We start from the raw sequence: 22,094 nt of genomic DNA on the forward strand, positions 1-22,094 counted from the left end.
TTTTTCTATGGCAAAAACTGTACTTAGGCTTATTATCCTACTGCTGGTAATAAGTAGCCCCGTACTGGCGCAGACCATTTCGGGTAAAGTTACCACAACAACGGATGGACAGCCCCTGCCGGGTGTTTCCATTGTGGTAAAAGGGTCGAATTCGGGTACCGTGACGGACGCTGAAGGGAAATACAGCATTGCATCGGCTCGAAACAAAACGTTGGTGTTCTCGTACATTGGTTACAAAACCAAAGAAGTAGCCATCGACAACCGGACCACGGTAAATGTAACCCTGGACGAAGATGCGACCATGCTGAATGAATTTGTCGTGACGGCATTAGGCATCAAAAAAGACGAACGGGCATTAGGATACGCCACAGCGATTGTCAACAACGATCAACTGGTGAAAACGGCTACGCCAAACTTTGCCACTGCGCTGTATGGTAAAGCGCCTGGAGTAACGATCAACGCGACGCCGGGTGGGGCTACCAGTGCGGTAAACATCAATATTCGGGGGCTGTCGTCGATTACGGGGAATACGCAGCCACTGATCGTAATGGATGGTATCCCCATTCGGAACGGTGAAGCCCGGAACAACGATTACTGGGGCGACCAGCGGATTCGGGGAAATGGTATTCTGGACCTGAACCCGGCCGATATCGAAAACCTGTCGATCCTGAAAGGGGCTTCGGCAGCCGCGCTTTATGGCTCTGAAGCGGTGAACGGGGTTATTCTGGTTACGACCAAAAGTGGTAAAGGCCGGAAAGGGCTGGGGGTTGATTTCAGCGCCAGCTACAGCGTCGATAAAATTGCGTACCTGCCTCGTTACCAGAATGTTCGTGGCCCTGGTTACATGCTGAACTACAACAATGGCGGTCAGGATGCCAATGGCTTCATTTATTACGATACCAATGGGGATGGCAAAGGCGATACGCGCGGACTGCTGAATGCTACGGTTAACTTCGGACCTAAGTTCGATGGACAGCCTGTGATGGCATTCGATGGGGTTATTCGTCCCTACTCGGCATCGAACAACAGCTATGCTGACCTGTTCCAGAGTGCCAACAGTGCCAACATTAACCTCTCGATTTCGAAAGCTACTGAGAATTCGGCGATTCGTTTTTCGTATACCCGCCAGGATAATGGCATGATTAGCTACAAAGCGAAAAACGAGAAGAACATCATGAACCTGAATGCCAGCTTCAATGAGAGCAAAAATCTGAAGACGGATCTGGTTGTGAACTACATTAATCAATACACGCACAACCGCCCGTATAAAGTAGACCGGATGATCAACAACTTCTCCGGTATGATGAACCGCTTTGAATCGGCCGACTGGTATTTCAATAAGTATCAGACCAGCCTTGGGTATAAGTATGTAACGGGTACGAACCAGAGCCTGACACCGAACGAAAACATTATTCGGAACGGATTCAAAACGGACATCGGCGATTACGTATGGAGTACACGGGCGAATACCTACGATGAATACAGCAACCGGGTCATTGCCAGCATTACCCAGAACTGGGAAATCGTACCGAACCTGAACCTGCGTGGTCGTTTGGGTACCGATTTTACCTCTGAGCGTATTGAAGATAAGCAACGGAGTTCAATTCCGCTGGCGTTCGGCTACTCGGGTTCGTTTGGCCTGAGCAATAACCTCTACAGCAACGTATACACCGACGTGCTGCTGTCGTATACCAAAAAGCTGAATGACGACATCACGCTGTCGGCTATGGGAGGTTATAACGCCTACAAACAGTTGAATACGTTGATGACCCGGTCGACCAACGGTGGCTTGAGCACAGAGAATTTCTTCGACCTATCGGCATCGGTAAACACCGTAGGAGGAAGCAGCTCACGGGATCGCTGGGTTCGGGATGCCTTCCTGGGTACGTTGAATTTCAACTACAAAGACATTGTGTATGTAGAGGGAACCCTGCGCCGGGATAAAACCTCGACGCTGGCTCCGGGCAACAACGCGTTCGTTTACCCATCCGTAAACTCGTCGTTCATCATTAGCGACCTGTTCAAACTGCCCACCGCCATCAGCTACGCGAAACTGCGCGCATCGTATGGTATTGTGGGGAACTATCCCTCCATCTACCGGGCCAACAACGCATATACACAGGGCAACCTGAATGTACAGCAGTCGGGTGGTAGCTCTGTATTGTACACCAACATCAGCAGTGATTTTGGTAACGACAAAATTCGTCCTGAACAAAAGCGCGAGTTTGAGTTTGGTTTAGAAACCCGTCTGTTCAAAGATCGCTTACGGGTCGACCTGGCCTACTACAATGCTCAAATCGTAGATCAGATTCTGCCACTGACCATTGCCGCTTCGTCGGGTGCTAAATCGGTACTGGCCAACATTGGTACACTGCGCAACCAGGGTCTGGAAATGGCTTTGAACATTGCCCCCATCCGGACTGCTGATTTCCACTGGGATCTAACCCTGAACCTGGCCAAAAACACCAACAAAGTAGAGAAACTGGCCAATGGTTCTACCGAATTGCTACACGCTGATTACGACGGTAATGCTGCTCAGCTTCGGTCGGTAGTAGGCCAGCCGATGGGCGATATCTATGTGCACGGTATCCTGACCAATGCGCAGGGACAGAAAGTTGTAGGACCGAACGGGATTTATCAGTTGGACGGTAACAACTGGATCAAGGCTGGTAATGCCATGCCGAAGCTGACCGGCGGTTTGCTGAATAACTTCACCTACAAAGGGATTACCCTGGATGTGATTGCTGACTTCCGTTTTGGCGGAGCCATTATGCCGACGGGTATTAACTGGATGACCTCGCGGGGTTTGACCGAAGAGAGCCTGACGGCTATGGATGCTGAGCATGGTGGGTTAGCTTACTATGTCGATGCCAATGGCAAAGGCGTACAGACAACGGGTGCGGCCGGACCGAACGGCGAAACCGTTTACCACGATGGTATGCTGATGGATGGTGTGCTGGCTACTGGCGAAAAGAACACCAACATTGTGTCGCAGGCCGTTTACTACAACTCTACCTACAACTGGGGTGGCCCACAGTATGGTAGCGCACGGTATGAGCTATACGTGAAGGATAACACCTACATTAAAATGCGGGAGATCTCGCTCGGCTACCGACTACCTGTTGCTCTTACCCGTAAAATCGGTACGCAGAACCTGACCTTGTCAGTATTCGGCCGGAACCTGTTCTTCATTTACAGAACCATCAAAGATATGGATGCTGAACAGGCCAACACCGGAACCCGCTGGACCGACAACATCAGCAATGCAGGTAACAACCCATCTTTCCGTACAATGGGCGTCATGCTACGGGCTAGCTTCTAAATCTTAATGCAATCATGAAAAAGAAACATATATCATTACTGCTTTTATCAGGACTGCTCCTGGCAAACGTAGCCTGTAAGGACTCAGAGTTTACAGAAGCCTATCCTGATCCTTCCAAAATTTCGACCACTACGGTTGAAAAGCAATTCACCGGGGTTCTGTATGCCAGCCGCGATTATGTACTTCCGGGCTATCGGTTCTACTTCGTTACGCTGCGGACATCGCTGAACCGCTATAACCAGGCGGTAGGCTGGCCTAATGAATCGGGTCAGTATGTACCGGGGTCGTCGGGTGTAGAAGATGTCTGGTACAACTACTACAACGTATTGGCGCAGTATCGCGAGCTACAGAAAGTCTACGCGGCAAAGCCGACCGATCAGCAGAAAGAGCTGCGCATATTCATGCTGAGCGCAGCGGTTTTTGTCTACGATTACACGGCAAAACTGGTCGACCTGTTCGGGCCCATTCCGTTCAGCCAGGCGGGTTTGTTAAGTACAAACGGGGGCGATTACCAGGCGTCGAGTGCTAAGTTCGATACAGCGGATGGTATTTATACCTTCCTGCTGGACGATCTGAAAAGCATTGCTACCGAAATGAACGGAATCACGCTGAACGCTGGCTATCAGAAGTCGTTCCAGACCCAGGATTTCCTGAACAAGGGCGATCTGACGCTCTGGAAGCGGTACACCAACTCGCTGCGTTTGCGGTTGCTGAACCGAGTTTCGGATGTGGATGCGTTTAAGTCGCGTTCAAACTCTGAAATCGCTGAGATCCTGGGCAACCCCAATACGTATCCGGTGGTTGAAACCAACGCGCAGAACATCCAGATGAATGTCTATGATATCAACACAGACATTAACTCCAAAGGCTTTCAGAGTGGTATTGAAGGCGATGGCTGGTATGGTAATACGGCAGGTAAGGCAATTATCGACAACATGAATACCAACAGTGACCCACGCTTGCCGCTGTTGTTTGAGCCAGGTGCCAATGCCGGTGGCAAATACGTAGGTGTAGACCCGCTGGCTACGTCGGCTACCCAAACCGCCCAAATCAATGGCGGTCAGATTGCGATCTATAACCGCTACACGCTGAGCCGTAACCAGTTCTTCCCAGGTATCCTGATCAATGCGGCCCAGGTTAATCTGATCAAGGCGGAATACTACCTGCGTGCCAACAACGATGCGGCTGCCAAAACGGCTTACGAAACGGCTATCACCCAGTCGGTTCAGTTCTATAACGGGCTTTTATCGCTTTCAAACGCAACGGGGATCACGGGTTCGGCTAAGCCTACACCTGCTACCGATGCGTCTATCGCTACCTACCTGGCAGGAAATGGGGTAAGCTGGGCCAAAGCGGCTACCAGTGCCGACAAACTGAAGCTGATTGCTACCCAGAAATGGCTGCACTATAACCTGGTTCAGCCTTATGAGAACTGGTCAGATGTTCGTCGGCTGGATTATCCCGTACTGAGCTTCTGGACCGATAACTCGAACAACCAGACGTTGCCGCCGGTGAAGTGGACCATTCCTGGTAATGAAATCACGTACAACACCGCCAATTACGATGCCGTGCGTGCTTCTGATAAGTTGACCACTAAGGTTTTCTGGGATGTTAAATAATCCATTATACTGAATTTAACTGGCTTCTGCGTTTTACCCCCAACCCCTTTAAGGGGGCTTAGGTTGAGAATCGTCTGGCTTGGCTCCCTTTAGGGGGTTGGGGTAAAGTGAAAGAGTTATAATAAGCCCTTAAGACAGTAACAGAATAGTTAAGATTAGAGTAGGTTTGGTTAGTATAAAAATAGGTGGGCCATTGGCCTGCCTATTTTTGTTGATGCGTATTCTCGAGAACAAGAAGCTGTGGAAAAGTAGTAATGCCTTTATACAGGAGCTGGGTCATTTCGCCAACGGTATGAAAATAAGAACCCAGAACGATGTCGGTATCGCCATCCTGATCGACGTCGGCGGCTTCGAGGGTTAGCCATTTGCCATAAGCGGCTTCGGGCGTACTGAAGGGTTTGAAGTTTAACTTGCCTTCGTTTGAGAAATAAAGGAAGCTCTGCTCAGGTTGCTCCAGAGCTGTATAAAAGGCTGTAGCCGCTATATCCATATCGCCATCCTGGTCGAAGTCGCGGGCAATGGCTTTGCTGGCTCCATAGATGGGGAAAAACCAGGCTTCTTTAAAGTTGTCTTTCCGGTCGTTGAGGTAGATGTGCACGCCGTGATAGTTCTTGTTGATGGCCGAATAATCCCAGTTATCGCCATTGGTCAGCAAAATGTCCTGAAACCCGTCTTTGTTGAAGTCGACAAGCTCAAAATAGCTGGAACCAAACAAAGGCGAAAAACGCAGGACCGTTTTTTCGGAGAATCGACCGTTTCCCTGATTATAGAAAATCGTCACTTCTTCCCGCGCCTGGGCCATCAGAACCATAATATCCGGCTTTTTGTCGTGGTTGAAATCCGCAATTTCTACGTTTCGGGCACCGGGGAGTGCTTTCAGAACATGCTCTTTAGCAAGGTCGAATCCATCGTACCAGAAAAGCTTTCCGGCATTATTCCCAAAGCCGCAAACAAGGACATCCTGTCGGCCATCGCCATTCAGATCGCTGGCCACAAACCGAACGGGGCGGGGCAAGCCTTTGATATTGATCGGGGAGGAGCCCGACTTGGCCGATCGTTCCAGGGTCATAAGTCGGCCCAAGTGCTGATCGGATGGAGCGAATACACCAATGGTGAGCAGTCGGGGAGGAGCATTTTCCGGGAAATCGATGTCTGTCGGTGGGGTATCGATCCACCATGTATCGGCCAGTTGGAGATTTTTGTCCAGCACATACAATGCATTTTGGGCATCACCCACATACAATTGACCCTTCCGGCTATCATATTTTAACAAGGTTGTTTGGGGGACCGACTTATCGCCAATGGACAGGGCTTTTACCGTAAACAACGGGAGCGTATTCGTTATAGGGGCATGGGACTTCTGGGGCAGCGGTTCTTCTGGGGCAGTGCGCTGGTAGTAGTCTACTAGTTTTTCCCAGTCGCTCAGCGATAGAGCGGGTGTATCCGGGTAAATATGTAGTGAGTTTATGGCGTTTTCTTCCTCGGGCGAAAGCGACTGTAAGGTATCCTGGCCGGGCAGTTTGAGCCCCAGTCGCATAGCCATGATGGGCAAAACACGGCTGGTCCAGGTTTTTTTATCCAACAACTCAGGTTCTGGAGCCAGGTGGCAGTTTCCGCAGTATCGCGATGCCAGTTGTTTTCCGGTTAAGACCGAATCCTTTATTACTGCGCCCTGACGCACCGGAGCAACAGTTGGGTCAATACTGGCAAAAGAAGCCATACCGACAGCCAGGAATAGTAGCAGGCCCGTTTTTGAGGAAAACATCAGGCAATGGGTTTACGAAAAGTAAATAGAAACATCAGGTATCGGCAAACAGGCTTTCGAGCACATGCGCATGCGTACCTAACCATTTGGCAGCCCCATTTAGTTGCGTAACCTCGACCAGTAAATCATTACGGAATCCACTCAGGCAATGTTTGTTGATGGCCAGCTTAATGGAGTTGGTGATAAACAGGGAGGCTTCGGCCAGAACGCCGTCGATCACAATGATTTCGGGATTGAACAACGTAACGGCAATCGCCAGTCCCTTACCAAGCTGATACCCGGTTTCGTGCAGTTGGTCGATGGCAAAGGTATCTCCCTGCGTAGCTGCCTGAATCACATGGCTGATGGTAATCTGGCTCGGATCGTCGTGGAAGACGGCTAGTTTGGTCGCCTGTCCGGCCTGTACTTCCCGCTGTACCCGTTTGACGAGCGACGAAGCGGAGGTCAGTGTATCCAGACAGCCTATTTTACCACAGTAGCATAACTCGCCCTGGGGGGCTACCTGAATATGCCCCAGTTCGCCCGCGAAGCCCGAAGCCCCATGAAAAACCTCCCCGTTGATAATGATCCCTAAGCCCACACCCCAGTCGATATTGATGGTCAGCGCGTGTTGTTTTCCCACACTGCTCCCAAATCGATGCTCGCCTAAAGCCGTGGCTTTGGTATCGTTGATCATAAAAACCGGCAAACCCCATTGCTGTTCCAGCCAGGCTGTAAGTGACTGCTCGGGTAAAGCCAGATTCGCGTAGCTTAGGTTTAGCCCATGCTGTGAATCGATCAGGCCCGGTAACGACAACCCAACGCCAATGATGCTGGATTTATCAATATCCGATTGAGCTATGGCTTCGTTGACGAGCGATACCAGAAATTCTGAAAAACGAGGGGTGTCTTCCAGGGCCATATCGACACTCTGCTGGAAAATGATCTCCCGTAAGGGATTGACGAGTAATACCGTTGTTCCATGCGTATTACTGTCCAGAATAACCGCGTAGTGGCCCGCTGGATTAAGGCTGAACAACACTGGGCGCCGACCGTTATTGCCTGATACCGTTCCGACGGTATTGACCCAGCCATCGTCCGTCAACTGGTCGATGATCTGAGTGGCCGACGGAATACTGGTGTTCAGTAATTCGGCTAGCTTGGCCAGCGTTAAAGAGCCTTCCTGATAGAGATGGAGAAGCGCCTTTTTTACCTGTTGGTTTTTTTTGAAAGCAACAATGGAGCGTTTGGTGGCAAGAAGATTTCCTTCCGGGGTGGCAGATGAGAGCATATACGTTAACGACTCCTTCTTAAAGCGGTCGTTCAATTAGAAGCGAACAAGTCCTGTGGTTTATAAGACATAAGCGTGCCATTTCTATTGATAAACTCCAAAAACTTACCAATTACATAACGTCGGGCAGCAATTATGGCATTTCTATAACATAGTTAATAAATATTTTTCTTAATAAGGCTGTATTTTATAAAAAATTTAAAATCTCGGTATCTTTGTTCTATCTCATCTTGACCAAAAAAAAGTGAAGTTACGTTTTCAGATCCTAGTTAATTCGTTGGCCGTTTGCCTGATCGGCCTATTTCTCGTCGGTTCTTCAGCGGTACTTGCTCAGACCAGTTCCAAACGATACGTGCTCATTGGGTATGTGAGTGGTAACGGATGGACCAAAGAGCAGATCGAAGCCCGTAAACTGACCCACATCAATTATGCCTTTGCTGTTCCGGCTCAAAACGGTGAATTGGCTCCCATCTCGCCCAAAGACTCGGCTAACCTGGTGGCTCTGACGTCGCTTCGGGCCATCAATAAGGATTTGAAACTATTGATTTCGGTTGGGGGCTGGGGCGGCTGCAAGTATTTTTCCGATGCCGCTTTGACCGACGCTTCCCGGCAGAAATTTGCGGCCAGTGCGGTGGCTTTCCTGAAAAAATATAAGCTCGATGGCGTTGATATCGACTGGGAGTATCCCGCTCAGATTGGCGCTGGAAACATTTTTCGTCCTGAAGACAAGGGCAATTTTACCCTGTTTCTCAAAGCGATTCGTGACCAGCTCGACAAACAGGGCCAACGCGATCAGCGTACGGGAGCTAATCATTACCTGCTGACAGCCGCAACTGGGGGTGATACCGCTTTTGTGAATCACACCAACCTGGGCGAAGCACAGCGGTATCTGGATTACGTAAACATCATGACGTATGACCTCTATCACGGCAACGACAAAGTAACGGGGCACCACAGTCCACTGGCGCAGTCGAAAAAAGGGAATCAATCACGCAACAGTTCCATGTCGGCCGTAGAGGGGCATATCAAGGCGGGAGTTCCGGCCCGTAAAATCGTATTGGGTATCCCTTTTTACGGACGCGGTTGGTCCGATGTACGGCCTGTTGATAATGGCCTGTACCAGCCATCGACGGGCAAACATTCGTTTATCAGCCACGATGAGCTGGTGGATAAGTACATCAACAAAAATGGCTTTGTGCGCTACTGGGATGCCGATGCCAAAGCACCGTATCTGTGGAATCCGACCTCGCGAAAGTTCATTTCATACGCCGATACCGAATCATTTATTCCTAAACTCAACTATGTGAAGCAGAAGGGATTAGGGGGTATCATGTTCTGGGAATACATTTACGATCTGAAACACAAAGCCCTGCTCGATACCGTTGTGAACGGCCTGAACTAACGCAATTCCTGGCAAACGATACTATGAAGAAAAATCCGTTTTACACACAAAGGTACGGTTGGTTGCTGGTCATTTGCCTGCTGCCCGGTATGTTGCTGGCTCAACAGCATTCCGAACAGAATCATACGCACTATGTACCCCCAAAAGATAGTCTGGTTCGTCAGAAACTTACTCAGTGGCAGGGAATTAAGTTTGGACTCCTGATGCACTGGGGAACCTATAGCCAGTGGGGTGTTGTCGAATCCTGGTCGCTATGTCCCGAAGATGAGGGCTGGTGCGTACGGAGGGGACCATACGCAGCCAATTGGTACGACTACAAACGGGCCTACGAAAACCTTCAGACCACCTTCAACCCAACCGAGTTCAACCCTGAGCGCTGGGCTACGGCAGCTAAAGAGGCTGGTATGAAATACGTGGTGTTTACGACCAAGCACCACGATGGGTTTTGCATGTTCGATACCAAACAGACAGACTACAAAATTACCGATCCGAAATCGCCTTTTTCATCGAATCCGCGTAGCAACGTGGCCAAAGAAGTGTTCAACGCGTTTCGGGCTCAGAACTTCATGGTAGGGGCTTATTTTTCGAAACCCGACTGGCATACGCCCTACTACTGGGACCCCTACTTCCCACCCAAAGACCGCAATGTATCGTATGCGCCTAAAAAATACCCGGAGCGCTGGCAGCAATTCAAAGACTTTACCTACAATCAGATTCAGGAACTGATGACCGATTACGGTAAAATCGATATTCTCTGGCTCGATGGAGGTTGGGTACGCCCCGCTTCCACCATCGACTCAACCATTAGCTGGCAGCGTACCATTCCCTACGATCAGGACATCGATATGGCGCGTATTGCTCGTATGGGGCGTAGCCGTCAGCCGGGTTTGCTGGTGGTAGACCGTACCGTAACGGGTGAGTTCGAAAATTACGTAACCCCCGAACAGTCTATTCCTGATTCGTATATGCCTATCGCGTGGGAGTCGTGTATGACCATGGGCGATTCGTGGTCGTACATTCCCAAAGAGAACTTTAAGCCGACCCGTAAGTTAATCCACACGCTGGTTGACATTGTTGCCAAGAACGGCAACCTCCTGCTGAACATTGCGCCCAGCCCCAACGGCGACTGGCACCCGGAGGCCTACCAGCGTTTGCAGGAAATCGGGGCGTGGCTGCGCGTCAATGGTGAGTCGATTTATGATACCAAACCCGTTGCACCTTATCGGCAGAAACAATGGGCCTACACGGGGAATGGTTCAGCCATTTATCAGACCTATCTACCCGCCGAGCAGGAAACACCACCCGCTACCCTGACACTCAACGCAATTGGTAAGGCCAGCAAACCCGCCATTAAACTGCTGGGGTACGCCAAACCGCTCAAATTCAGTAAATCGCCCGAAGGCTTTGTGGTTACGCTGCCTGAGGCCGCCCGGCAGTGGCTACAGTCACAACCCGCCTGGGTTTTCAAAGTATCGGAGCGGTAACCTTATTATGATTCCCGGACCTCTCGTTTAGCTCAATTAACCATGCAAAAACTACTTGCCAGACAGGCCCTTTTGTTCTTTTCAATCAGCCAAGTATGGGCCCAGACTGGTCCTGCGCTGACATCGCCCAACACGTACACATTTACCAAAGGGTTGGTAGCGCTGACAGGCAGCCGCTACGGACGGGAAGCGATTTACACCGATCCGCTAGCCTATCAATTGTATGCCGGCAACGTACAAACACCAAAGGAGGGGAGCGTATTTGGCCGCGATGACCAGGGTCGTGAGATTAAATGGATTGCTGTTGAGGCTGATAGCCTGAACCGGATTCGGCTGCGGGGCAACAACCGGGGTAATGGAGGAGCCCCGGCAGGACCGGGTGTGGTGGCGGGCAGCCTCCGGGGAGGAATCGGTGGCGGTGGCGGGTATACCTATCTGACCTATCCAGCCTCGCGCGAACAGGTAGCGTTGTTGACCATAAAGGGAAACAGCAACGTCTATGTAAATGGCGAACTGCACATGGGCGATGCCTACAACATGGGGTATCTGCACATTCCGATAAAGCTTCGCAAAGGCCTAAATGAGTTTTATGTGCGGGGCATCATGCTCACGGCCACGCTGGATTTCCCAACGAAAGCTGCCTTGCTCAGCACCGATGACCCCACGTTACCCAGTATCCGGTTAGGCGAATCGAATGCAGCACTTCAGGGAGCTTTGGTCGTTATCAATACATCAGCCAAACCACTGACCGATCTGCAAATCACCAGTAAGCTGGCGGGGAAAACCCAAACGACCGCCCTGCCGACTATTCTGCCCTTATCGAGCCGGAAAGTGGCCTTTGGGTTCGATGGGAGTGGGGTTTCCGAAAAAGGAGCACAAGCCTGTGAGGTAAGCCTGGTTCAGAAAGGAAAGGTGCTTGATGCCGGGCGTATTTCGGTCGAGGCTGTGCCGCCCGGTGCGTCGTATAGTCAAACATTCGTCAGTCACATTGATGGGAGTCTGCAATATTATGCCGTAACGCCCCAATCGTCGGGAAATACGGCTTCATCCGCTTTGTTTTTGTCGGTGCATGGAGCTGGGGTTGAAGCCAGTGGGCAGGCGCGGGCGTATAAACCCAAAGACTGGGGGAATCTGGTGGCGGCTACCAATCGTCGGCCACGCGGATTTAACTGGGAAGACTGGGGGCGGCTCGATGCGCTGGAAGTGCTGACCATAGCGAAGAATCAGTTTAAACCCGACCCGCAACACATATACCTGACGGGCCATTCGATGGGTGGTCATGGTACCTGGTTTTTGGGGGCCACCTATCCCGACAAATGGGCCGCTATCGCTCCCTGCGCGGGCTACCCAACGCTGAAAGAATACGGCTCGGCCGATGGGGTCATTCCAGACTCCAGCAGCAACCCGCTGGAACAGGTATTGCTGCGGTCGGGCAATCAGAGCGATGTATTAAAACTAACCGCCAATTATAAACCACTGGGCGTTTATGTATTTCATGGTGATGCCGACCGTACGGTGCCTGTTACCTATGCCCGTCAGATGCGTAAACTGTTAGGACAGTCGCAACCCGATCTGAGTTATTACGAATACCCCGGTGGTAGCCACTGGTTCGGTGATCACAGTGTGGACTGGAAGCCCCTGTTCGATTTCTTCAAATGGCACCAGATTCCCGTTGACTCGGCCGTGAACGCTATTGATTTCACAACCGCGAATCCCGGTATTTCCTCGGCTTACCGATGGGCGTCCATTGAACAGCAAACCCAACCCCTTCTCTACAGTCGCCTACAGTTGAATCGTCAGGGGAAGGCCATTACTGGCACAACGGCCAATGTTGCACTTCTCAAACTGGCTTTGAATGAATACGGAGCCCAAACACCGATAACGATTACGCTGGACGGTACGCCAGCGATAGCCTACACCACAGCCAGTGCGCAGGATACCTTGTTCCTACGTCGGGAAAGTGGTCGGTGGGTTCAGGCGAAACAGCCGGATGCCTGGCAGAAAGGCCCACACCGGAATGGTACGTTTAAAGAGGCATTCAACAACCGGATGGTGTTTGTGTACGGCACAAAGGGTACCAGGGACGAAAATGACTGGAACATCCAGAAAGCCCGCTACGATGCCGAAACCTGGTTGTATCGGGGCAATGGGGCCATCGACATCATTGCCGATACCGATTATTCGCCCACCAAATATGCGGATCGGGGGGTTATTCTGTTTGGCAATGCGACCAACAATTCAGCCTGGCAGTCGCTGTTGGCCGACTGCCCTATTCAGGTAGAGCGTAACCAGATCCGGGCAGGAAGCCAGCAATGGCAGGGCGACGACCTGGGCACCTATTTCGTTTGGCCTATTAAGGGTTCGAAAAGGGCATCGGTAGCGGTTATTGGCGGAACCGGACTAAAAGGGATGAAAGCCGCTTCGGCTAACCAGTATTTTGCCGGAGCCAGCGGTTTCCCTGACTTCATGATTTTCGGACTCGATATGGTTCGGGATGGCAGCAAGGGGGTTCGGATGGCCGGTTTTTACACAAACAACTGGGAGTTAACACCAGAACATTTCGTTGTCAATGGCCAGATGAGTGGAAGCAAATAGGCTAAGCCTCCTGACCAAATAACAGACACGTTTACCTACATGCTAATGATTCGATATTCTTTCCTGTGGTTTGCTTTGCTTATCACGTTACATCTGCAAGCTCAGGAACTCACTCAGCGGTATCCGCTTATTCCGTATCCAACCTCGCTCACGCCCGCATCGGGGCAGTTTGTGATAACGGCCCAGACCGTACTGCGTGTTCAGGATAACCGATTTGCTGCCGAAGCCAGCCAGTTGCAGGCGTTGATTCAGCAGGGTCTGGGTAAACGACTTTTAACCAATGGCAACGGCCCCCGAATGGTGATGCTGCATGACCCCGCCATTACAGCCGCCGAAGGGTATAGGTTGGTTATTACTCCACAGCAGGTTACGCTTAAAGCCAGTGAGCCAGCCGGTATGTTTCGGGCCGTTCAAACCATTCGCCAGTTGCTGCCCGTAGCTATTGAAGGGGCTGGAACGCCACAAAAGTCGCTTAGCCTTCCGGCGGTTCAGATTCAGGACCAACCGGCGTATGGGTGGCGGGGAATGCACCTGGATGTATCGCGCCATTTCTATTCGATCGACTATTTACGCAAATTCATTGATCGGCTTGCGTTGTACAAGTTCAATACGTTTCACCTGCATCTGACCGACGATCAGGGCTGGCGGCTGGAAATCAAGGCATACCCTAAACTGACACGAGAAGGCGCCTGGCGAACCTTCAATAATCAGGATTCGGTCGTCCTGAAACGGGCTGTCTCCGATCCGGACTTTGATCTGCCGAAGCCGTTCATCCGTAACCAGAACGGACAGACTCAGTATGGTGGGTTTTATACGCAGGCTCAAATGCGTGATTTGATCGCCTATGCGGCCGCCCGACACATCACGATCATTCCTGAAATCGACATGCCCGGCCACCTGACAGCCGCTATCAAAGCGTATCCGTTTCTGAGTTGCACTGGTCAGGAGGGGTGGGGTAAAACCTTTTCGGTGCCGATTTGCCCCTGCAACGAGCCGACCTATACGTTTATGGAAACAGTGCTGAGCGAAGTGATGGCCCTGTTTCCCAGCGAATACGTACATATCGGAGCCGATGAGGTTGAGAAATCAACCTGGGCGCAATTGCAGGCTTGTCAGGAACTGATGAAGCGGCAAGGTATTCGAAATGTGGAGGAGTTGCAGAGTTACTTTGTGCATCGGATCGAAACGTTTGTGCAGTCGAAGGGAAAGAAACTGATGGTGTGGGACGATGCGCTCGAAGGCGGCCTCAAGCCGTCGACGGCCGTTATGTACTGGCGCAGCTGGGTGAAGGATGTGCCCCAGAAAGCCGCTCAAAACGGAAATGATGTGGTCATGACACCCGTTAGCACGCTCTATTTCGACAGCCCTCCCGGCATTCGGTCGGTGGAGAATGTGTATAATCTGGCAGTAGTTCCTGCGGGGGTTACGTCTGGGCAGACAAAGCAGTTTCTGGGGGCACAGGCCAATATCTGGACGGAATATATTCCTACCGAAAACCGGGTCGATTACATGAGTATGCCCCGCATGACGGCGCTTTCGGAAGTGGTCTGGACAGGTAAAAAGGATTTTACGTCGTTTCAGCAACGGATTCTCCCACACTTCCTGCGGATGGAAAAAATGGGGATCCATTACCGATTGCCCGACCTGACGGGATTTGCGGAAGAGAACGTGTTTGTCGATCAGGCTACGCTTCGCATCAAAAAGCCACTGGACAGCTATACCCTACGGTATACGACCGACGGGTTGCTACCCCAGCCAACCTCACCGGAACTACCAGCGGAATTAATCATTACCAAACCTCAAACCGTTAAGGTAGCGGCTTTTACACCATCGGGTGTACGTGGCGACGTATATGCACTGCGTTATCAACAGCAAGCCTATGCAACGCCTGTTCCGCTGGCTAATCCGAAATCTGGTTTGCAGTGCAGCTACTTCAAAGCGTATTTTAAGGAAACGAACTTGATGAAACAGCGAACGGCCGACAGTACTTACACGATCAGTAACGTGGTGGTTCCAAAATCGGTCAACGCACCTAGCTTTGGTATCCAGTTTCGCGGGTATTTGACGGTGCCTGAAACGGGTGTTTACAGTTTCTTTTATACCTGCGATGATGGAGGTATTCTGCGCATTGCCGACCGGATGGTGGTCGACAACGACGGGAACCATTTTCCCATTGAAAAAAGTGGACAGGTTGCCTTACAGAAAGGCAGCCACCCATTCGAAGCGGATTTCATCGAAGGCGGGGGCGGCTTTACGCTTAAGCTGAAGTACAGCCTGAACGGCTCCGAGCCAATGGATATTCCCGATAGCTGGTTTGTACATTAAATCAAATTGGTATATGCGTGTCGTCAGATGGAAACATCCGACGACACGCAGGTATTCTAAAAAAATCCTGATCGTTCATGACCGCTTAAAAGAGCTCTGGCCCCATTGATTGAAGAGGGGTATCAGGGATTCTTCGACAATCGGCTTCGATAAAAAATCATCCATCCCGACGTCAATACACCGCTGCTTTTCTTCCAGTGTACTACTGGCGGTCAATGCGATAATAGGAATATGAGATTCCTGCTCCAAAGCCCGGATTTGTCGGGTAGCGTCCACGCCATTCAGAACCGGCATTTGGATATCCATTAAAATAAGATCCGGTTTCTCCGTTTTGTAAAGCTCGACAGCCTCCTGACCGTTTAAAGCTTCCAGTATAGTGGCCTGCGGGACAATACGTTTTAAAATCGATCGGGTCAACAACTGATTGATTCGATTATCTTCGGCCACTAAAACTTTTATCGACAAGTCAGATGCAGACTGCGTTGGTGAGGGCTTGTCTCTGGGTGGAATAGTTTGATTTTCAGTGGGTTTTAGTCGGGCAAGGACATAATATAACTCCTGCATTTTGATGGGTTTCACCAGGCGGTGGCTAACCCCTAAACGCTCGCAACCTTTCAGGATCTCGTCATCATCGGATGAGCTGTGCAAAAGGATAATGGGTTGGTCGTTGGATGAGTTGCCAAAATGCCCCTGGATTTTCTCAATCGTTTCCAGACCGTTCAGGAAGGGCATATTGTAATCCATCAGGACAACGTCAACTTTGGGATTATGGGCCAGAATTTTAAGCGCTTCAATGCCATTGCTGGCTTCTTCAACTGCAATTTGCTTGATCAATAGCATCTGGCGGAGAATGAGTCGGTTATTCTCGTTATCATCTACGATCAATACATTTTTTATGTTACTGACATCCTGCCAGATAATTGGGTCGCCTGCTTCAGCCTTGAGCAGGAGGTCAAAGTAGAAAGTACTCCCTTTTCCGACCTCACTTTTCAGTTGTAAACGGCTACCCATCAAGCCCAGTAATCGGTTGGAAATGGTCAGGCCAAGCCCGGTTCCTCCATATCGTTTGGTCGTTGATGGGTCTTCCTGCGAAAACGCGTCAAAGATTTTGCTTTGCATGGAAGCCGTAATCCCAATGCCCGTGTCCCGTACTTCGAAATGAAACAGGGTGCCTTCGGGCCTTTCTTCATTGACCGTGATTTTTAATTCTATTTCGCCTTTCTCGGTAAATTTCACCGCGTTGCCCAGCAGGTTGACCAGCACTTGCTTTAACCGGACCGAATCGACATATACAAAGCGGGGTAAATTAGGCTGCAGATTAAGCAGCATTTCAAGCTTTTTGTGCTGAACCTGATAGGTAATGATATCGGCCGCCTGGCTACTAATCTCGTATATATCAGTCTTTTCTGTGGCGAGTTCCAGCTTGCCTGCTTCTATTTTTGAGAAGTCCAGAATATCGTTGATGATGCTGAGCAAGGTACTGGCCGACTGGTTGACGATGGCCAGGTACTGATGCTGGGTGGCATTCAGATCGGTTTTTAAAACCAGATCTGTAAAGCCGATAACGCCGTTCAACGGGGTTCGGATTTCATGACTCATATTGGCCAGAAATTCAGATTTCGCCTTGCTGGCGTTTTCGGCGATTCGCTTAGCGTTTGTCAATTCTTCACGCTGTAAACAAGTTTCGGTAATATCCTGGGTATACATCATAATGCCACCGATCGATCCATCGTATGTATACCAGGGTCTTACTTCCCACCGTAGATGCTGATTTTGGTGCCATCCCGGAGGAGTCCATATATCTTCTTCGCAGCGCTCTACCTGCCCTTGCAAACAGCGTTGGTGAATCTGTTTCCAGTCTTCTGTCAGGTTAGGAAATACCTCGTAATGGGAGCGGCCAATAATATTGCCCTCTATTCGGTATTCCTCAAGCCATCGTTTGCTGACGGCCAGGTACCGAACCTCTTTATCGAACATCGCTACAGCGGCCGGGGCGTGTTCGACAAAAGCGGCCAGCCGCATCTTTTCACTCAGTAATTCGGTTTCTGCTTTTTTTCGGTCATCAATATCCTGGAAAGCGCCAAATACTCGAACAATTCTACCATTCCTGCGTTCGGGTGTACCAATCACCCGCACCCACACCGAGCGGCCTAGGGCTGTATGGATCTGTAGTTCAGCGTCATAGCTTTCTCCTTCGTCGACGGCCCGGTTGAATAAGGCAACAATCTGATCATGATAAACGCCTTTAAAAAAAGAAATGGCTGTCGATAATTCAGGCTGGTAATCGTCGGGTACGTCATGAATAGCTTTGGTTACGGTTGACCAATACACCTTGTCGTTGACTAAATCGACCTCCCAGGTTCCGATCTTGGCCACCAGATTGGTCTGTTCAAGCATTTCGGACGTGTGTTTCAGGTCGATTTCAAGCTGGTGGCGTTCGGTAATGTCAATCGCATTCCCAATCACATAAGGTTCATTGTCAGAGCCTATTTCAATGATGTTGTTGTAATACCAGATACGGCGTGCCCCATTCCGGTGGAGCACCCCCATCAAGCCATTGGCTTTCTTGTTCTTCTGAATCGTGAGCAAATAATCGCTGATCTCATCATGGAACTCAGTAGGGACAATATCAAATAGGTTCAGGTTGGCAAATTCTGCGGGCTCATAGCCCAGCGAGTTGGCACCCACCTGATTGACCGTCAGAAACTGGCCGGTCAGGTCATGAATACACATGAAGCCCTGTGAATTCTCAAAGAACGACCTAAACCGGCTCTCTGACTGCCGCAGGGCAATTTCGATTTGCTTCTCTGACGTTACGTCACGGGCAATGGCATAGAGCAATCCGGTTGTGGTATCGGGTGTTGCGACCCATTGAAGGTTCCGATAAAGACCATCTTTACATTGAAAACGATGCTCGAAATTGATGGTGTGCTGACCCTGGGCCAGTTTCTGGATTTCCTGCTGAGTAGCCTGCAGGTCGTCGGGATGAACCAGGCCCCAAAAAGATGTACTAAGCAAGCTATTCTTTTCCCACCCAAGAATCTTTTCAAAAGCCGGATTGACCCGTTTAAAATACCCATCGGTTCCCGCTATGCAGAGAAGGTCATTGGAAAGGTCAAAGAAATTTTGAAACTGCTCCATTTAGTCTTTAGGTGTAGTGAATGATCCGTTAACGGCTGTAGGAATATGGCTGGTGATGACCGAAATGTCGATCCTATACACTGAAGATGCTTATTTAGGGCCTATGCTGCGTTCAGCCTAAGGGAAAAGGAATTTAGTGCAAAATATAGATAGGTATTTTTTAAAAGCACTATAAGTAACATTATGTTTCCAAAATAAGTAAATTAATAAATTAGTTTACCTGTACAGGGTTGTCCTTTGCGTTGGATAAAACTAAGTACTTTATCAATTTATATCATTAACATTTATAGGGGGTGATGAGTTAGAGTAATTATTCACTATATATATACTCTACGTATGGGTAATCTTCTGTATACAATTGCTGTTATCCTGGTCATTATCTGGCTACTTGGGTTTCTGGGCGTTTTAGGCACTGGCCTTGCCAGTAGCGGTTTAATTCATATCCTGCTGGTCATTGCTGTGATTGCTATCCTCTTTCGCGTGATTCAGGGTAGGCGTGTTTAGTGGCCCGATCGAATTCCAGCCTGACAAAGGCCGTTTTGGGTCTAACGTAAAATAACCAAACAGAGCGATGGGTAAGTACCTGTCGCTCTGTTTGGTTACTGCTCTATTTTGTCAGCGAATAGCAAGATGAGGGATCGATTATTCGTTCGCCTACTCTGACCGCAAGCTCTTCACCGGGTTCCTGAGAGCGGCTTTGATGCTTTGAAAACTGATGGTGAGTAAGGCAAGACATATGGCGAAAGTACCCGCCAGCACAAAGACCCACCAGGCAATGTCGATCTTGTAGGCAAAGCCGGATAACCATTCGTTCATAGCATACCAGGCCAGGGGCGAAGCCAGCAGAATAGCCACCAGCACCAGTTTCAGAAAATCTTTGGAGAGCAGGGTCACAATACTCGCAACGGATGCGCCCAGCACCTTCCGAATGCCGATTTCTTTGGTGCGCTGGCCAACTGTAAAGGCTACCAGTCCATACAGGCCAAGTCCACAAATGACCATCGCCATGAGCGCAAATGTATTGACGAGTTTAGAAATGGTCGTTTCGGTTTCGTAGAACTGCGCCAGTTGGTCGGTCAGGAATTCGTATTCAAATACATCGTTCGGATACAGCCGTTGCCAGACCGTCCGAATGTGTGCCAGTGTCTGGACCGATGAAGGCCCGGATAGCCGAATAGCTGCCTGTTTGTACATATTGGGGTAGGTGGCAATAAAGCAGGGGGCAATTACTTCGTGCAGCGATTTCATATGAAAATCCCTGACCACGCCTACAATCGGCAGGGGCACCGACGACAGGTAATACTGCATCCGTTTGCCCAGAATGGCCTGTGGATTGCGGAAACCGAGTTTATGGAGCAGGGTTTCGTTAATGACATACTCCCGGATGGAATCGCCCTCTGTAATGTTCCGACCCGCTACAAGCTGTAAATTGTAGGTGTTAAGGTAATCGGCATCGGCGAGTCGTTCCCGAATCGGGAAGTTAGTCCAGTCGTTCTTAGCACCGAATTTGACGGAGCCGCCGTTCATAACCTTGGAGGAGGGCGGACGGTATTGCAACGTTACCGATTTAATGTCGGGATATTGATGCAGGTCGTTTTTGAAGGCTTCCCACGACTTCCTTTCCGAAAGTGGCAGATTCACAATCAGGATATTGTCCTGCCGATAGCCGAGGTCGGTTTGTCGAACGAAGTTCATTTGCTTCATGACCACCAGCGCACCTACCACTAGTGACTGACACACAATGAATTGCAGCACAACCAGGCCTTTCCGCAACGAATAGCCTCCCACCGAAGCCGCTGTGAGTTTACCTCGCAGGCTGGCCCAAGGGCTGAACCCCGACAGAACAAACGCCGGATACCCACCCGCCAGTACGATGACCAGCAGCGATAGCAGGCTAATAAACAACAGGATGGAAGCATCGGGTTTAACCGAAAGTTGAATGTGTACCCAGTTGTTGAATAAGGGCAAGCTCAGCCAGGCTACCAGCATAGCCAGTACAGTTGCTACCGTCACAATTAAACCTGTTTCGAGCAGAAACTGCCCGGCCAGTTGAAGGCGTGAACTGCCCAGGGTTTTCCGAACGCCCACCTCCTTGCCGCGTCGAAAAGCCTGTGCCGTTGCCAGATTGACAAAGTTGATACAGGCGGTCAGCACCAGAAACAGGCCAATCAACTCCAGTGACCAGAGCAATGAAGGCCGAATAACGCCACCCACCCGGTCGACATCGAAATGGACATCGGCCAGTGGCTGAATATGAAATTGAAAAACGTGAGCTACATCACCGAAATGCTTTTTCGATAAGTCCGAAAAAGTAGCTTCAACCCGTTGCGCTGTAGCTGGTGTATTGTCTTTTAAGGTGCAATAGAGCCGATAGTTGCTGTTCAGTTGGCCCCACTCGGTCACATTAAACTCGGGGTCAAACTGCCGAATGGTCGGCATGGAAATATACAGGCCAATGTGCGTATCGGTCGGTTCAACAGGATCAGCAACAATACCTGTTACGGTGGCCGTAAGCTTGTGATCTAGTTCGAGGGTACGACCGATGGGATTACTTGTGCCAAAATAGCGTTTGGCCCATGATTCGGTCATGACCACCGTATTCGGTTCACGTAAGGCCGTTTTCGCATCTCCGTTTAGCCATTGGTAATCGAAAATCTGAAACAGTTCACCCTCGGCCAGAGCCGTACCTTCATGCTCCAGAAACCGTTTGGGGGCCAGACCCGGCTGTGGAACGCTGACCGTTAAGGAGCGATTGACCATCAGGAAAGCCGCCTGCTCCACCTGTGGGTAATGGGTTCGGAGCACTTGGGCCATGGGCAACGGCGCTTCAGGATAATGCTCTACAGATCCATCGTCGAGGTGAAGATCCAGGACAATTCGGTAAATCCGGTCGAAGTTGGTATGGTGCCGGTCAGTGCTGATATGGTGCCGGACAAACAGAAAAATGAGCAGCCCGCCCGCCATGCCAATGGTCAGCCCTACCACGTTCAGAAGCGTATAGGTGCGTTGGGAGCGTAGGTTGCGAAGGGCGATTTTGAGGTAATTGCGAACCATAAACGGTTTGTATATTTTTGTCTATATATTTTTACAACTGCTTATTAATCAGTTGGTCTGAACCGGGATTTTTAGGATTTGATTGGTTTTTAGGATTAATTCGCTTCAAAGAAGAGC

Annotated in this window: 11 protein-coding genes; 7 read left to right on the forward strand and 4 right to left on the reverse strand. The window is 50.1% G+C overall.

Annotation, left to right across the window (positions count from 1 at the left end):
• The first annotated feature begins 7 nt into the window (after window positions 1–7).
• Both B153_RS0100750 and B153_RS0100755 read left to right on the forward strand, forming a co-directional pair.
• Window positions 8–3,322, forward strand: coding sequence for a SusC/RagA family TonB-linked outer membrane protein (locus tag B153_RS0100750; RefSeq protein WP_020594735.1), 3,315 nt, complete (start codon window positions 8–10; stop codon window positions 3,320–3,322).
• A gap of 14 nt (window positions 3,323–3,336) precedes the next feature.
• Window positions 3,337–4,941: a SusD/RagB family nutrient-binding outer membrane lipoprotein gene (locus tag B153_RS0100755; RefSeq protein WP_020594736.1), complete on the forward strand. Its 1,605-nt coding sequence runs from the start codon at window positions 3,337–3,339 to the stop codon at window positions 4,939–4,941.
• A gap of 202 nt (window positions 4,942–5,143) precedes the next feature.
• On the opposite strand, the gene B153_RS0100760 is transcribed toward B153_RS0100755, so the two are convergent.
• Window positions 5,144–6,706: an FG-GAP repeat domain-containing protein gene (locus tag B153_RS0100760; protein WP_020594737.1), complete on the reverse strand. Its 1,563-nt coding sequence runs from the start codon at window positions 6,704–6,706 to the stop codon at window positions 5,144–5,146.
• A gap of 34 nt (window positions 6,707–6,740) precedes the next feature.
• Complete coding sequence (locus B153_RS0100765; RefSeq protein ID WP_026261815.1) at window positions 6,741–7,976, reverse strand: ROK family transcriptional regulator; 1,236 nt, start codon at window positions 7,974–7,976, stop codon at window positions 6,741–6,743.
• A 244-nt stretch (window positions 7,977–8,220) separates the two neighbouring features.
• On the opposite strand from B153_RS0100765, the gene B153_RS0100770 reads away from it, so the two are divergent.
• Genes B153_RS0100770 through B153_RS0100785 form a run of 4 tightly spaced genes read left to right on the forward strand, consistent with a single transcriptional unit; the run spans window position 8,221 to window position 15,782 of the window.
• Complete coding sequence (locus B153_RS0100770; RefSeq protein ID WP_020594739.1) at window positions 8,221–9,378, forward strand: glycoside hydrolase family 18 protein; 1,158 nt, start codon at window positions 8,221–8,223, stop codon at window positions 9,376–9,378.
• A 23-nt stretch (window positions 9,379–9,401) separates the two neighbouring features.
• A complete protein-coding gene (locus B153_RS0100775) occupies window positions 9,402–10,862 on the forward strand; it encodes an alpha-L-fucosidase (RefSeq protein WP_020594740.1) in 1,461 nt (486 codons plus the stop codon).
• A gap of 42 nt (window positions 10,863–10,904) precedes the next feature.
• Complete coding sequence (locus B153_RS0100780) at window positions 10,905–13,457, forward strand: carboxylesterase family protein (protein WP_020594741.1); 2,553 nt, start codon at window positions 10,905–10,907, stop codon at window positions 13,455–13,457.
• Window positions 13,458–13,502: 45 nt separating this feature from the next.
• Window positions 13,503–15,782, forward strand: a complete 2,280-nt coding sequence (locus B153_RS0100785) for a family 20 glycosylhydrolase (RefSeq protein ID WP_020594742.1) — start codon at window positions 13,503–13,505, stop codon at window positions 15,780–15,782.
• A gap of 75 nt (window positions 15,783–15,857) precedes the next feature.
• Here the strand turns inward: B153_RS0100785 and B153_RS0100790 are convergent, their stop codons facing one another.
• On the reverse strand, window positions 15,858–18,923 hold the full coding sequence (locus B153_RS0100790; protein WP_020594743.1) for a PAS domain S-box protein: 3,066 nt from the start codon (window positions 18,921–18,923) through the stop codon (window positions 15,858–15,860).
• Between the two features lie 336 nt (window positions 18,924–19,259).
• Here B153_RS0100790 and B153_RS37510 point away from each other — a divergent pair, with 336 nt between their 5' ends.
• Window positions 19,260–19,427 carry a lmo0937 family membrane protein gene (locus B153_RS37510; protein WP_020594744.1) on the forward strand — a complete coding sequence of 56 codons (168 nt, stop codon included), beginning with the start codon at window positions 19,260–19,262 and terminating at the stop codon, window positions 19,425–19,427.
• 150 nt (window positions 19,428–19,577) lie between these two features.
• On the opposite strand, the gene B153_RS0100800 is transcribed toward B153_RS37510, so the two are convergent.
• Window positions 19,578–21,977 carry an ABC transporter permease gene (locus B153_RS0100800; protein WP_020594745.1) on the reverse strand — a complete coding sequence of 800 codons (2,400 nt, stop codon included), beginning with the start codon at window positions 21,975–21,977 and terminating at the stop codon, window positions 19,578–19,580.
• Between the last annotated feature and the right edge of the window lie 117 nt (window positions 21,978–22,094).

The organism is Spirosoma panaciterrae DSM 21099 (genome assembly GCF_000374025.1).
GTDB classification, from domain to species: Bacteria; Bacteroidota; Bacteroidia; order Cytophagales; family Spirosomataceae; genus Spirosoma; species Spirosoma panaciterrae.